At 62.1% G+C, this 14,672-nt stretch carries 12 protein-coding genes; 10 read left to right on the top strand and 2 right to left on the bottom strand.

Features of this window, described 5'->3' with window-relative positions; all coding sequences use genetic code 11:
• The first annotated feature begins 24 nt into the window (after positions 1-24).
• The 9 genes from ACZ9EJ_RS09275 (at position 25) to lpxB (ending at position 9,780) form a co-directional block, all read left to right on the top strand.
• The gene (locus tag ACZ9EJ_RS09275; RefSeq protein WP_037087299.1) at positions 25-768 is read left to right on the top strand and encodes an isoprenyl transferase; all 744 of its coding nucleotides are present in this window, start codon (positions 25-27) and stop codon (positions 766-768) included.
• Positions 768-1,601, top strand: a complete 834-nt coding sequence (locus tag ACZ9EJ_RS09270; RefSeq protein WP_046641405.1) for a phosphatidate cytidylyltransferase — start codon at positions 768-770, stop codon at positions 1,599-1,601. Before ACZ9EJ_RS09275 ends, ACZ9EJ_RS09270 begins: the two co-directional genes overlap by 1 nt.
• Before the next feature lie 39 nt (positions 1,602-1,640).
• Complete coding sequence (gene rseP, locus ACZ9EJ_RS09265) at positions 1,641-2,762, top strand: RIP metalloprotease RseP (RefSeq protein ID WP_046641406.1); 1,122 nt, start codon at positions 1,641-1,643, stop codon at positions 2,760-2,762.
• Positions 2,763-2,959: 197 nt separating this feature from the next.
• Positions 2,960-5,323 (top strand): outer membrane protein assembly factor BamA, encoded by a 2,364-nt coding sequence (bamA, locus tag ACZ9EJ_RS09260; RefSeq protein ID WP_046641407.1) that lies wholly within the window; start codon positions 2,960-2,962, stop codon positions 5,321-5,323.
• A gap of 51 nt (positions 5,324-5,374) precedes the next feature.
• Positions 5,375-6,442: a UDP-3-O-(3-hydroxymyristoyl)glucosamine N-acyltransferase gene (gene lpxD / locus ACZ9EJ_RS09255; RefSeq protein WP_046641408.1), complete on the top strand. Its 1,068-nt coding sequence runs from the start codon at positions 5,375-5,377 to the stop codon at positions 6,440-6,442.
• Positions 6,435-6,902, top strand: coding sequence for a 3-hydroxyacyl-ACP dehydratase FabZ (gene fabZ, locus ACZ9EJ_RS09250; RefSeq protein ID WP_007758360.1), 468 nt, complete (start codon positions 6,435-6,437; stop codon positions 6,900-6,902). Before lpxD ends, fabZ begins: the two co-directional genes overlap by 8 nt.
• On the top strand, positions 6,899-7,714 hold the full coding sequence (lpxA, locus tag ACZ9EJ_RS09245; RefSeq protein ID WP_046641410.1) for an acyl-ACP--UDP-N-acetylglucosamine O-acyltransferase: 816 nt from the start codon (positions 6,899-6,901) through the stop codon (positions 7,712-7,714). The genes fabZ and lpxA overlap by 4 nt, the downstream gene beginning before the upstream one ends.
• 6 nt (positions 7,715-7,720) lie before the next feature.
• Complete coding sequence (locus tag ACZ9EJ_RS09240; protein WP_046641411.1) at positions 7,721-8,602, top strand: LpxI family protein; 882 nt, start codon at positions 7,721-7,723, stop codon at positions 8,600-8,602.
• On the top strand, positions 8,602-9,780 hold the full coding sequence (gene lpxB / locus ACZ9EJ_RS09235) for a lipid-A-disaccharide synthase (RefSeq protein ID WP_046641412.1): 1,179 nt from the start codon (positions 8,602-8,604) through the stop codon (positions 9,778-9,780). Before ACZ9EJ_RS09240 ends, lpxB begins: the two co-directional genes overlap by 1 nt.
• Before the next feature lie 30 nt (positions 9,781-9,810).
• Here the strand turns inward: lpxB and gltA are convergent, their stop codons facing one another.
• The gene (gene gltA / locus ACZ9EJ_RS09230; RefSeq protein WP_046630605.1) at positions 9,811-11,100 is read right to left on the bottom strand and encodes a citrate synthase; all 1,290 of its coding nucleotides are present in this window, start codon (positions 11,098-11,100) and stop codon (positions 9,811-9,813) included.
• A gap of 287 nt (positions 11,101-11,387) precedes the next feature.
• Here gltA and ACZ9EJ_RS09225 point away from each other — a divergent pair, with 287 nt between their 5' ends.
• Positions 11,388-13,910, top strand: coding sequence for a ComEC/Rec2 family competence protein (locus ACZ9EJ_RS09225; protein ID WP_046641413.1), 2,523 nt, complete (start codon positions 11,388-11,390; stop codon positions 13,908-13,910).
• Here the strand turns inward: ACZ9EJ_RS09225 and lexA are convergent.
• Positions 13,891-14,610 (bottom strand): transcriptional repressor LexA, encoded by a 720-nt coding sequence (gene lexA, locus ACZ9EJ_RS09220; RefSeq protein ID WP_046630600.1) that lies wholly within the window; start codon positions 14,608-14,610, stop codon positions 13,891-13,893. The two genes, ACZ9EJ_RS09225 and lexA, sit on opposite strands and share 20 nt — an antisense overlap.
• Positions 14,611-14,672: the final 62 nt, after the last annotated feature.

Below are 14,672 nucleotides of genomic sequence, written 5' to 3'. Positions count from 1 at the left end.
GCGGCCAAAGGAGCCGTTTAGAATATGGTGAATCCCGAGCTTGAGATCATCCCTCAACACGTTGCCATTATCATGGATGGTAATGGACGCTGGGCCAACAAGCGCGGGCTTCCTCGTACGGTCGGACACAGCAAGGGCGTCGAAGCGGTTCGCGAAACGGTGCGGGCTGCCGGCGATGCCGGTGTCAAATATCTGACGCTCTTTGCGTTTTCTTCGGAGAACTGGAGCAGGCCCGAAACCGAGGTGAGGGATCTGCTCGGTCTCCTCCGGCGCTTCATCCGCCAGGATCTGGCCGAATTGCACCGCGAGAATGTCCGCATCCGGGTGATCGGCGAACGCGAGAAGCTGCGCAGCGACATTCTTCCGCTTCTTCTCGAAGCCGAGGAAACGACAAGGTTCAATACGGCACTGACGCTGGTCATCGCCTTCAACTACGGTGCTCGCGACGAGATCGCCCGTGCCGTCGCGATGCTCGCCCGCGACGTCGAAGCTGGTGTCCTCAAGGCTTCCGAGATCGACCCGGACAAGATCAGCGCAAAGCTGGATACCGCCGGCATTCCCGATCCGGACCTCATCATCCGCACCAGCGGCGAGGAGCGGCTTTCGAATTTTCTGCTCTGGCAGGCGGCCTATTCCGAGCTGGTCTTCCTGCCGGACTACTGGCCCGATTTCGATCGGAAACTCTTCTTCGACGCCCTGAAGATTTATGCCTCCCGCGACCGGCGCTTCGGCGGCCTGTCGAACAAGACGATAGCGGTGGGTGGTTGATGAGCACTGAACTGAGGCGCCGAATCGCATCCGCGGTGGTTCTGGCGATCGTGGTGCTGGCGGCCACCTGGTATGGCGGCCTGGCGTTCCGCATGGTGGCCGCCGCCATGGCGGTCCTGATCTATTACGAATGGTCGACGATCACGCGGGCCGCCGAGCGCGATTTTCGTGCGAACGCCTTCGGCTGGGTCGCGATTTTTCTGATCGCCATCGACCTGCTGGTCGACGAAGGTGAGCTCTCGGTTGCGATTCTCGGCGGCGCGATAGTCACTGCCGTTCTTCTCGTGCTGCTGCGCAAGGGCAGCTGGTGGCTTCCGGGCGGCATCCTCTACGCAGGCTTGAGCGGGATCTCGCTGGCGGCGATCCGCGCCGAAGACCAGGCGGGGTTCGTTGCGACCCTCTTCATCTTCGCGGTCGTCTGGGCGACCGATATCCTCGCCTATTTCGTCGGCCGCGCTCTCAAGGGGCCGAAACTTGCACCGCGCATTTCGCCCGGCAAGACCTGGTCCGGTGCGGTCGGCGGTACGGTGTCCGGCGTGATCGCAAGTTCCGCCCTGACGCTCGGCGTCTTCTCCCGGCTGTCTGCCTGGACGGTTGCGATCGCATTTCTGCTTTCCGTCGCCAGCCAGATCGGCGACCTGTTCGAGTCCTTCATCAAGCGCCGGTTCGGCGTGAAGGATTCCAGTCACCTCATTCCGGGGCATGGCGGCGTCATGGATCGCGTCGACGGCCTCGTTTTCGCCTGTTTCGCAGCGTTCCTGCTAACGCTTGTTTATACGGCCACGACGGGCCATCTTGATGTATCGGTTGCGGGCTTCCTCTTCGGGTTTTGAGGTCTGGGCAGCCGGTACAATGTTGAAACGGAAATTTTGATGGCCATCCTCAGCTTCCTTACCGGCTATATCATCCCCTTCGTGCTGGTACTGTCCCTGCTCGTCTTCGTGCATGAGATGGGCCACTATCTTATCGGACGCTGGTGCGGCATCCGGGTCACCGCCTTCTCTGTCGGCTTCGGGCCGGAGCTTGTCGGCTTCACCGACAGTCATGGCACTCGCTGGAAGCTCTCAGCGATCCCGCTTGGCGGTTACGTCAAGTTCTTCGGCGACGAGGACGCCGCGAGCCTGCCGGATGCAAGCGGCCTTGCGGGCATGAGCGAGGAAGAAAAGGCTCAGACGCTGGCTGGCGCCAAGCTCTGGAAGAGGGCCGCCACCGTTGCTGCCGGCCCGATCGCCAATTTCATCCTGGCGATTGCCATCTTCGCCGTCCTCTTCAGCGTCTACGGCAAGGTCGTCGCCGATCCCGTGGTCGCCGAGGTTCAGCCGGGAAGCGCTGCCCTCGCGGCCGGCGTTGAGCCCGGCGATCGGCTGGTGGCGCTCGACGGTTCCCGCATCCGGACTTTCGACGATGTACGGCGTTATGTCAGCATCAGGCCGGACACCCCGATCGTGGTGACGGTCGAGCGCAACGGCCAGGATCTCGATCTGCCGATGGTGCCGAAGCGCTCCGAGGTCACCGACCAGTTCGGCAACAAGGTCGAGCTCGGCCTGATCGGCATCGTCACCAACGAACAGCGCGGCAATTTCCGCATCGAGACGTTCACGCCGCTGCAGGCCGTTGCAGAAGGCGTCACCGAGACCGGCCATATCGTCACCGGCACCTTCCGCTATATCGGCAATCTGGTGACCGGACGGATGAAGGCTGACCAGCTCGGCGGGCCGGTCCGGGTCGCTCAGGCGTCGGGCCAGATGGCGACGCTCGGCTTTGCGGCGGTGGTTCAGCTCGCAGCTGTTCTTTCCGTCTCGATCGGGCTTTTGAACCTCATGCCTGTGCCAGTTTTGGACGGCGGTCATCTCGTCTTTTACGCGATCGAGGCCATCCGCGGCCGACCGCTCGGCGCGGGTGCGCAGGAGATCGCCTTCCGCATCGGGCTTGCGATGGTTTTGAGCCTCATGGTCTTCGCGACCTTCAACGACATCAGCAATCTGATCGGCTGATGTCCTTCAAATCGTAAAAGAAACTGTTTATTCACCATGTTTCCAACAGTTGCGTGGCCATTGGGTCACGCAAGGGAAGTAAGTAAACAGAAATTAACGCGATACCTTGCTTGTAGGTCAAAAGAAGGTAAAACGACACACGTGGCCGGAGTCGGGCACCACCCGCCGAGGGACAACGGGAAAAGGTAAGAATTGAAATGAAGGCTGGTTCAAAGTTCTTGAACGCAGTGTCGGCGTTTGCGCTGTCTGCTAGTGTTGTTGCATCGGGCGCAGGTGTACTGGTACTTGCTTCCGCACTTTCTGCCGAAGCGGCGGTTATCCGGAGTGTTCAGGTCCGCGGCGCACAGCGCGCCGGCGAGGAGGCTGTCCGTTCCAACCTGACCATCCGCCCGGGTGTCAACTTCTCCAATAACGACATCGATGAATCGGTCCGCAAGCTCTATTCGACCGGCTATTTCTCGGATGTCAAAATCAGTGTTTCCGGCAGCACGCTCGTCGTGTCGGTGAGCGAGAACCAGCTCATCAACCAGGTCGTGTTCAACGGCAACCGCAAGATCACCGACGACAAGCTTCAGGCAGTCGTTCAGACCCAGCCGCTCGGCCCGTACAATCAGGCATTGGTGGACGCAGATATCCAGCGTCTGCGCGAAGCCTATCGCGCGATCGGCCGCAGCGACGTCCAGATCACCACGCAGACCGCCGATGTCGGCCAGGGGCGTGTCAACCTTGCCTTCGTCATCAACGAAGGTGACCGCACAAAGATCGCCGACATCAGTTTCGTCGGAAACCAGGCCTATGGCGATGGCCGCCTGAAGTCGGTTCTGATCACCAAGGAATCCGGTCCGCTGTCCTTCCTGACCCGCAAGGACGTCTACAGCGAGGACAAACTGCGCGCCGACGAGGAAGCGCTGCGTCAGTTCTATTATAACCACGGCTATCCCGACTTCCGCGTCATCTCGTCGGAAGCGGTGCTCGATGAATCGGGCAACAAGTACAATATCAGCTTCACGGTCGAGGAAGGCCAGCGTTACGAGTACGGCAACGTCTCGGTGGAATCCACGGTCGAGGGCATCAGCGGCCAGGACCTCGAAGGTCTGGTTCAGACCCGCGCCGGCAGCGTCTACAATGCCCGCGAAATCCAGAAGTCGATGGAAGCGATCTCCAAGCGCGTCGCTGCGGCCGGTTATCCGTTCGCTCGCGTCACGCCGCGCGGCGATCGCAACATGGAAAACCACACGATCGGTGTTTCCTACCTCGTCGATCAGGGCGAGCGCGCCTATGTCGAGCGCATCGAGATCCGCGGCAACACCCGCACGCGTGACTATGTCATCCGCCGCGAATTCGATTTCAGCGAAGGCGATGCCTTCAACCAGGAAATGATCTCGCGCGCCAAGCGTCGCCTTGAGGCGCTCGGTTATTTCACGACCGTCAACATCTCGACCTCGCAGGGCACTTCGCCTGACCGCGTCGTCATCGTTGTCGATGTCGAGGACCAGCCAACCGGTTCGTTCGGTATCGGCGCCGGTTACTCTGCGGGCGGCGACGGCTTCCTGCTCGAAGCTTCGATCGAAGAAAAGAACTTCCTCGGCCGCGGCCAGTTCATCCGCGTCGCAGTCGGCGGTGGTCTCGACGAAGCCCGCAGCTACAACCTTTCGTTTACCGAGCCCTACTTCCTCGGTTACCGTCTGGCAGCCGGTTTCGACCTCTTCAAGAGCTCGACCTCTTCGAACAGCTATTACGACTATGAAGAGCAGGGTGTCACCTTGCGTGTGACGGCGCCGATCACCGAAGATCTGGCAACCACGTTCCGCTACACCTACAAGGAAATCCAGTACGAGAACGACGGGGCCTTCGGTAGTGACGGTCTTCCCGGCACCGCTGACGATAACCTTTCGTCGCCCTACATCTCGATGATCGATAACGGCAAGTTCGTTCAGTCGTCGATCTCGCAGACGTTGACCTACAACACGCTCGACAGCCAGACGCTGCCGCGCGAAGGTATCTACGCGACGGTCACGCATGAATATGCCGGTCTCGGTGGTGACTCCGACTTCTACAAGATCTCCGGCCGTGCCCGTTATTTCCAGCTTCTGTCGACCGAAGCTGACCTGATCGGCTCCATCGCGGTTGGAGCCGGCCATGTGGTCTCCACCGGCGACAATCTGCATGTCTTCGACCAGTTCACGATCGGCGGTCGTCAGATCCGCGGCTTCGAAAACGACGGTATCGGTCCGCGTACGACCGATCACGGCGATGCGCTCGGCGGCACGACCTACTTTACGGCCTCTGCCGAAATGACAATGCCGATGCCGGCTGTTCCGGAAGACTTTGGTCTGCGTGCTGCCGTCTTCGCCGATGCCGGTACCCTTTACGGCAATGATGTCCCGCTCGGCACCAGCACCGCGCAGGGCACCAGCATGAACTGGCGCGCTTCCGTCGGTGCGGGTATCATGTGGGCGTCGCCGTTCGGCAACATCCGCTTCGACTACGCGCATCCGGTCATGAAGGAAGACTTCGACGAAACCCAGGAATTCCGGTTCAGCATGGCGAACCAGTTCTGATCGTTTCCGCTCGCGGTTGCGGGCGGAAATCTGTTCTGGAGCTTCAGCTTTATGGACCACAATGAATTCTTTCCGCCCCATGATGGCGTGAGCCTGCGCGAGTTGGCCGCCCTTCTTGGGGCTGAACTGCTTGATGGCACTGCCGGCGATCGGCTGATCCGTTCCGTCGCACCCGTAGCGCGGGCCGGCGAGGGTGAGATTTGTTATATCCTGTCCCGGAAAAGCCGGCACGAACTGGAAAGCTGCAAGGCTTCCGCGATTATCTGTGATACCGCGATCCGTTCGATCATTCCGGCCCATATCCCGGTTTTGCTGACAAAGACCCCACACACGGCGTTTGCGCAGGCCGGCGCTATTCTGCATCCGGTCGCGATGCGGCCGTCTCCGATCACTTCTTTTCCGCCGGGCATTTCGCCGGCCGCGTTTGTCGATCCGACTGCCAGGCTCGAACCGGGCGTCGAGATCGAGCCCATGGCCGTGATCGGTGCGCGGGCGGAGATCGGCACCGGCACTCGCATCGGCGCCGGAACCATCATCGGCGCCGACGTCAAGATCGGTAGGGATTGCACGATCGCTGCCGGGTCGAGCGTGGTCGCGGCTCTCATCGGCAATGGCGTGATCATTCACAACGGCGTCCGCATCGGCCAGGACGGCTTCGGTTTTGCGCCGGGTCCGCGCGGCATGCTGAAGATCGTCCAGATCGGCCGCGTCATCATCCAGGACAATGTCGAGATCGGCGCCAACACGACGGTCGACCGCGGCGCCATGGACGACACGGTCATCGGCGAAGGTACCAAGATCGACAATCAGGTTCAGATTGCCCACAACGTTCGTATCGGCCGTCATTGCGGCATCGCCAGCGGTGCCGGAATCGCCGGTTCGACGCGGATTGGCGACGGCGTATTGATCGGCGGCGCATCCGGTATTAATGGACACATCTCGATTGGTGACGGCGTCCAGATTGCCGCTATGAGCGGCGTGGTGGCGGATATCCCGGCCGGCGCGCGTTACGGTGGTATTCCCGCCCGCCCGATGCCGGATTTCCTTCGCGACATCGCGGAAATCATGATGCGTTCGGATGAGCGGGCGAAACGCAGAGGAGAAAAGAAGAATGACTGATGAGACCAAGCCGGTGCTCGGCGCGGCCGATATTCAGGAAATCATGAAGCTGCTGCCGCACCGCTATCCTTTTCTCCTGGTCGATAAGATCGTCGAGATCGACGGCGACAATTCCGCGATCGGCATCAAGAACGTCACCGCCAATGAGCCGCATTTCACTGGACATTTCCCGGAGCGGCCGATCATGCCGGGCGTGCTTCTGGTTGAGGGCATGGCTCAGACTGCCGGCGCCATCTGCGCCAGGAAAGAAGGCGAGGGCGGCAATCTCGTCTACTTCATGACCATCGACAATGCCCGCTTCCGCAAGCCGGTTGTGCCGGGCGACCGGGTCGAATTCCATGTCACCAAGCAGAAACAGCGCGGCAATATCTGGAAATTCCATTGTGACGCGAAGGTGGACGGCGTACTTGTTGCCGAAGCCGATATCGGCGCGATGATCCGGCGCAAGGACGAAGAATGAGCAGCATTGCAGCCAGCGCGCGCATCCATCCGTTAGCTTTGGTCGAGGACGGCGCCGTCATCGGCGAGAACGTCGTCGTCGGCCCGTTTTCGCATGTCGGCCCGCGCGTGGTGCTGAAGGATGGTGTCGAACTGCTGTCGCATGCCGTGGTGAGCGGTCGCACCGAGATCGGCCGTAACTGCCGTATCTTTCCGATGGCGGTCATCGGCGGCGTTTCCCAGAGCCTGCATGAGGCAGGCGAGGATTCGACGCTGACGGTCGGCGACAATTGCGTCATGCGCGAAGGCGTGACGATGAATTGCGGCACGGTTGGCGGCGGCGGCAAGACGGTGGTCGGCAACAACTGCCTGTTCCTCGCCAATTCGCACGTCGCGCATGACTGTCAGCTCGGCAACGATATCATCATGTCGAACAACGTCATGCTGGCCGGCCACGTCCACGTGGCGGACCGGGCGATCTTGGGCGGCGGTTGCGCCGTGCATCAGTTCACCCGCATCGGCCGCCAGGCCTTTATCGGCGGACTTTCAGCCGTCAATTACGACGTCATCCCCTATGGCATGCTGAACGGCAATCCGGGCGTCCTCGGCGGCCTGAACGTCGTCGGCATGACCCGCGCCGGCATCGAGCGGGCGACCATCCATACCGTCCGCCGCGCCTTCAAGCAGATCTTCGAGGGCGAGAGCAACATCCGCGCCAACGCAGCGGCGATCCGCGACGACTACGCCGATTGCAAGGAAGCGATGGAAATCCTCGATTTCATCGCGGCCGAGAGTGATCGTGCCATTTCCTCGACCTTCCGCGGCAAAGGCTGATCCCGCATGGCCGGCCTCCCGAGCCTTGCGCCGAAGGGCCGGCTGGCGATCATCGCCGGGAAGGGCTTTTTGCCCCTCTATGTGGCGAAAGCCGCCCAGGCGGCCGGTGAAGCGCCTCTGATCATAGCGCTCGCAAGCGAATCCGATCAGAGCTTCGATGGTTTCGAAGCGGTCTCCATTGGCGTCGGTGACCTTTCGGCGATCGAGCGCCTGTTTCGCGACAAGGGCATCACCCGCGTCATCCTGTCGGGCGGTGTCGCCCGAAGGCCCGACTGGCGCGATATCAATCCGACTTTCCGTACCATCCTGAAGGTCCCCTCGGTCGTCCGCACGCTTCTTTCCGGCGGCGACGATTCGGTGCTCCAGATGGTCATCAAACTCATCGAGGCGATGGGCTGCGAGGTGCTGGGCGCGCACGACATCGTGCCCGGCCTGCTTGCGAAGACGGGTCCGCTCGGCACCCATGCGCCGTCGGAAGATGACCGGCGCGATATCGATCGGGCCTCCGAAGCCGCCAAACGTCTCGGCGAGCTCGATATCGGCCAGGGCGCGGTCAGCGTCGGCGGACGTGTCGTGGCTTTGGAAGGCGTCGAGGGCACGGACCGGATGCTGGAGCGGGTGGCGGCCTTGCGCGCCGAAGGCCGCATTTCGGCCCGCCGCAAGGGCGTGCTCGTCAAGCTCTGCAAACCGCAGCAGGACATGCGCGCCGATCTGCCGACGATCGGCCCGTCGACCATCGAAAACGCCATCAAGGCCGGTCTCGCCGGCATCGCCGTGGAGGCGGGACGCGCTTTGGTGCTGGAAGAATCCAAGATGATTGCCGCGGCCGATGCTGCCGGTATTTTCGTCTGCGGCATCGATCCCGGCCTGCCGCAGGGAGGATTGTAATGGTCAGGACCTTGAAGGTCGGCGTCATAGCCGGCGAAGTATCCGGCGATCTTCTCGGCGGCGATCTGATCACAGCCCTGAAGGCAGCTCATGACGGCCCGGTCGAACTCGTCGGCGTAGGTGGCGAGGCGTTGGAGGCTCAGGGTCTTGTCTCGCTCTTCGACTTTTCCGAACTGTCGATCATGGGGCTCACCCAGGTGATCGCCCGCCTGCCGAACCTGATCAAGCGGATCAAACAGACGGCAGCCGCCATCGTTGCGGCACAGCCGGATGTGCTGATCATCATAGACAGCCCCGATTTCACCCATCGCGTCGCCAGGAAAGTGCGCGCCGCTCTGCCGGACCTGCCGATTGTCGATTATGTCTGCCCGAGCGTCTGGGCGTGGAAGGAATACCGCGCCAAGGCGATGCTCGCCTATGTCGATCATGTCTTGGCTGTGCTGCCGTTCGAGCCTGAGGCCATGAAGCGCCTCGGCGGGCCGGAAACCACCTTCGTCGGCCATCGTCTGACAGCCGATCCGTCGCTCCTCAAGGTCCGCGGCATCCGGGCCGGACGCCCGGTGAAGGCGCCGGGGGAAGAAAAGACGATCATGCTTCTGCCGGGTTCCCGTTCGGCGGAGATCAAGGCGTTGCTACCGATCTTCGGTGAGGCGGCCCGCGAGTTCGTTGCCCGCAACGGACCGACGCGCTTTGTGCTGCCAACGGTTCCCCGCCAGGAAAAGCTGGTGCGGGAGATCGCCGCTGGTTTCGAGGGCAAGCTGGAGATCACCACCGATCCGGACGGCAAATGGGCGGCATTCGCTGAGGCCGATGCATCGCTTGCGGCGTCCGGAACGGTGATCCTTGAGCTTGGCCTAGCCGGAATCCCGGTGGTCTCGGCCTACAAGACCGACTGGCTGATCACCATGCTCGCCAAACGCATCAAGACCTGGTCCGGCGCTCTGCCGAACCTGATCGCCGATTATGCGGTGGTGCCGGAATACGTCAACGAGGTGGTGCGGCCGGCAAGCCTCTGCCGCTGGGCCGAGCGGCTTTCGTCCGATACGATGCAGAGGCGCGCCATGCTGGAGGGCTTCGACCTCACCTGGGAGCGCCTGCAGGTGCCTGTGCCGCCGGGCGAAGCGGCCGCCGGCATCGTTCTTGAGGTTCTGGACACTAAAAAACCCGGTCGTTTCTGACCGGGTTTTTTGTTGGGTGCCGATTGCGGATTAACGCTTGGAAACCGGAATGTAGTCCCGCTGCGCTTCGCCGGTATAGAGCTGACGCGGGCGGCCGATGCGCTGCTGCGGATCTTCGATCATTTCGGCCCACTGGGCGATCCAGCCGACGGTGCGGGCGAGAGCGAAGAGCACGGTGAACATGGTGGTGGGGAAGCCCATCGCCTTCAGCGTGATGCCCGAATAGAAGTCGATGTTCGGGTAGAGCTTCTTCTCGATGAAATACTCGTCGGTGAGCGCGATGCGCTCCAGTTCCATCGCGACCTGCAGGAGCGGATCGTCCTTGTGGCCGAGTTCGCCGAGCACTTCATGCGTGGTCTTCTGCATGATCTTGGCGCGCGGATCGTAGTTCTTGTAGACGCGGTGGCCGAAGCCCATCAGGCGGAAAGGATCGTTCTTGTCCTTGGCGCGGGCGATGTATTCCGGGATTTTGTCGACCGAGCCGATTTCCGTCAGCATGTTGAGCGCTGCTTCGTTGGCGCCGCCATGAGCCGGGCCCCAGAGGCAGGCAATGCCAGCCGCGATGCAGGCGAACGGGTTGGCACCCGAGGAACCGGCGAGGCGGACCGTCGAGGTCGAAGCGTTCTGCTCGTGGTCGGCATGCAGGATGAAGATGCGGTCCATGGCGCGCGACAGAACCGGATTGACCACATACTCTTCGCACGGAACGGCAAAGCACATGCGCAGGAAGTTCGACGCATAGTCCAGGTTGTTCTGCGGATAAACGAAGGGCTGGCCGATATGATACTTGTAGGCCATCGCGGCAAGCGTCGGCATCTTGGCGATCATGCGCAGCGAAGCGACCATGCGCTGGTGCGGATCGGTGATGTCGGTCGAGTCGTGATAGAAGGCCGACAGTGCGCCGACGCAGCCGCACATGACGGCCATCGGATGGGCGTCGCGGCGGAAGCCGGTGAAGAAGCGGCTCATCTGCTCATGCACCATCGTGTGATGGGTCACGCGATAGTCGAAGTCCTTCTTCTGCGCAGCGGTCGGAAGTTCCCCGTAAAGCAGCAGGTAGCAGGTTTCCAGAAAGTCGCCATGCTCGGCGAGCTGTTCGATCGGATAACCGCGATGCAGCAGGATGCCCGCGTCGCCATCGATATAGGTGATCTTGGATTCGCAAGACGCCGTCGAGGTGAAGCCAGGGTCGTAGGTGAAGGTACCGGTGTGCTTGTAGAGAGCGCCGATATCGACCACGTCAGGACCGATCGTGCCCGACTTGACCGGAAGGTCGACCTTCTTGTCACCGATTACCAGATTTGCGCTTGTTTCCGTCATGCTGATCCTCCAACCTTTTGGCGGCATGGCGCCCTAAAAGCGCCACAAGAATTAAGCGTCCACCGTTTAGCTATATGATCCGAAAGCTGATGCCAAGCTGTCGTGACGGCATTTTGTGCAGCGCGAAAAATTATTGGGCAGCGGCTTTTGCTTGGATGTCCAACTTCCTGTTGCAAGCCCTTTTCGCGGCCCGGAATTCCCGATATTTAACGGCCGGTTGACGGCCGGGGAGGAAACGCGCAGGTTGCATTGCCGCATGTTTGGCGGTGGGGCGAACAGAGCGTTTCATGCCGGAGGAAGATGCATTCCCGACGCGTGCCGAGGCAGGGAAGCTGATATCCCCGTCGCCGGATCTGCGCGTAAACGGAGGCTCATCCGACTCGGTCAAGGTCCGGGATCTGGCCGAACTTTTTCCCGCGATCAAACGCCACCCACCGGTTCACACGTCAGGCGGCTCCTTTCGCCGCTCGACGAGCCGACGCCTTGACCGGCTGCGGCGCCGCCTCCCGGTCATGCTGGAGGAGGAAGTGGCCCATGGCCACGGCTTCCTTTTTCTGCCCGTTGTCGTCGGGGCAGGGGCCGCCTGCTGGTTTGCTCTGCCGCAGACCCCGGCTTTCTGGCCGTATTTCCTCCTCTTTTGCGCCTGCGCGATGTTTGTGGCCGTCTCGCGCTACCGGTCCGGTGCCACGCACCTCTTGCCGCTCGCTCTCACGCTCTTCCTCGCAGGCATGATGCTGGCGCAGTTCGAGACCTGGAGGCGGTCCACCGTGATTCTCGATACGCCGGTGACGACCGAGCTCGCCGGCGTGGTCGAGCGCAGGGAGGTCGATGCCCGGGGCAACTGGCGTTACATCGTCCGCATCGAGCGGACCGACAATCCGCAAGTCAGGCGCCCACCGCAGCGTGTATCTCTGCTGGCAAGGTCCCGCCATGAACCCGCCCGGACCGGCGAGACGATCAGCGGCCGCGCCCGCATTTCGCCCCCGTCGGGACCCGCCCTGCCAGGCCTCAACGATTTTGCCTTTTCCTCTTATTTCGATGGCATCGGTGCGGTTGGATTTTTCTATGGACGGCCGAAAAAGCAGGCTGCCGTCCAATCGGACCGGAGCTGGGTTGGGCAGGTCGAAACCGGGCTTTTCGATCTGCGCAGCGCAATCGCAACCCGTATCCGGGAGACCGTGCCCGGAGATCCCGGCGCCTTTGCCGCGGCGATCGTCACGGACGAGCGCCGGGCGATTTCCGAAGACACCACCGAGGCGCTGCGCCTGTCGGGCCTCGCCCATATCGTCGCCATTTCCGGGCTGAACATGGCGCTGGCCGCCGGCATCTTCTTTGTCGGCGTGCGCACCGTGCTTTCCGTCTTCACGGGCTTCGCCCAGGCCTATCCGGTCAAGAAGATCGCCGCATTCGGCGCGCTGATGATGGCGACGGCCTACTACCTGATCTCCGGTTTCGGCGTTTCCGCCGAGCGGGCCTATATCATGATGGCGATCATGCTGGTCGCCGTGCTTTTCGATCGCCCGTCGATCAGCCTGCGCAATGTCGCGCTGTCCGCTTTGGTCATCATCGCCATGTCGCCCTCGGAAATACTGGGACCGAGCTTCCAGATGTCGTTTGCCGCCACCGCTGCCCTGGTCGCCGGCTACGCGCTCTGGAAACACAGGGCGGAACGCCGTGATCCCGAACCTCTGCCATTCCGTCACCCTGTGGTGACGCCGCTGTTGGCGTCCTGGAATTTCGCGGCCGGCGTCTTCGTGACCTCGCTGATCGGCGGCATCTCGACGGCGATGTTCTCGGTCGAGCATTTCCACCGTATCGCCACCTACGGCCTTGCCGCCAACCTCGCCGCCATGCCGATCATCTCCTTCGTGGTCATGCCGGCGGGGCTGGCCGGCATGCTGCTGATGCCGTTCGGCCTCGATGCTCCCTTCATGAAGCTCATGGGCCTCGGCCTGGAGTGGGTGATCGCCATTGCCAAACACATCGCGGCCTGGGGCGGCGATGTCGGCACAGGGCGGCAGCATCCCTGGTTCCTGGCCGTCGCGACGGCAGGGTTTCTGCTGCTGACGCTGCTGAGGACGAGACTGAGACTGATAGGCCTACCGCTGATGGCGACCGCTCTGCTGCTTTCCTGGCAGGAGCGGTCGATGCCCCTCCCGGACATCCTGATCTCGGAAGACGGGACGATGGTCGCACTTGTCGATGGAGAAGGGGTCGCCACCAATCGCGCCCGCCCGCCCGACTTTGTCTACGACCAATGGAAGAGGGCACTTCTGCTCGGCGATCCCACCAAGCCCGAAATGTCGCCACCCAGGGACAAGCCTCCCGACGAGAGGCCACCCGACGACAAGCCTCCCGGCGAGAAAACCAACGGGCGCCGCGAACTGACACCGCAGGAACTCGAAACGGCAAAATCGAGTATAAAACAGGCGCCTGCCGGCCGCTTCACCTGTGAGCCGACCGCCTGGTGTGCGGCAGGCACCGGCAAGGGCATCGTCATCGCTGTCGAGGATAGCCGTTATGCAGGCGCCGCCTGCGATGCCGCCAATCTTGTCATTGCGCCGCGTGCCCGCTTCGACCAATGCCGGTCCGGCGCCCTGATGATCAATGGTGCCACGCTTCGCAAGGCGGGCGCCCTGGAGATTTTCCTCAACGGCGCGACCGACATTCGGCGCTGGCAGGCCCGTGCGGCCATGGCGGGCGCAGACCGTCCCTGGAGCAGGCACCGCCACTATGATTGGCGAAGCCAGGCGTTCGACAGATCGTTGCCGGAACCGCTCCGGCGGATGATCAATGATAACGGCGGATGAGACCGACGAGCTTGCCCTGGATTTTCACCCGGTCCGGCCCGAAGATGCGGGTTTCGTAGGCGGGGTTGGCGGCCTCGAGGGCGATCGATGCGCCGCGGCGGCGGAAGCGCTTCAGCGTCGCTTCCTCGTCGTCCACCAGCGCCACAACGATATCGCCCGGATTGGCCGTATTGCTGTTGCGGATGATCACGGTGTCGCCGTCCAGGATGCCGGCCTCGATCATCGAATCGCCCTTGACCTCGAGCGCATAATGTTCGCCTGAACCGATCATCTCGGCTGGCACCGCGATGTCATGCGTGTTGTTCTGGATCGCCGAGATCGGCACGCCGGCGGCGATGCGGCCCATGACCGGAACGGTCGTGGCGTTCGAAGAGTCGTCGTTGGCGGCGGGTTTCTGAGGCGCCGCGACCGGCTGCGGTTTGCCGAGGCTGCCCTCGATGACGCTTGGCGAAAAACCGCGCCGCGGCTGCATGCTCGGCGAATAGGCTTCCGGCAGCTTGATGACTTCGAGCGCCCGGGCCCGGTTCGGCAGGCGGCGGATGAAGCCGCGTTCCTCAAGTGCCGTGATCAGGCGGTGGATGCCGGACTTGGATGCGAGGTCGAGAGCGTCCTTCATTTCGTCGAATGACGGCGGGACGCCGGATTCCTTCATGCGTTCGTGAATGAACAGAAGCAATTCCTGTTGTTTGCGCGTGAGCATCTTTTGGCACCCTCAGAGTCGGAAACAAATCCAGAACAGACACTATATGTTCCATATGTGTT

This window comes from Neorhizobium sp. USDA 3394, assembly GCF_056280385.1.
Note: the sequence above shows the minus strand (reverse complement) of the source record. Positions and strands in the feature narration are given on the sequence as shown.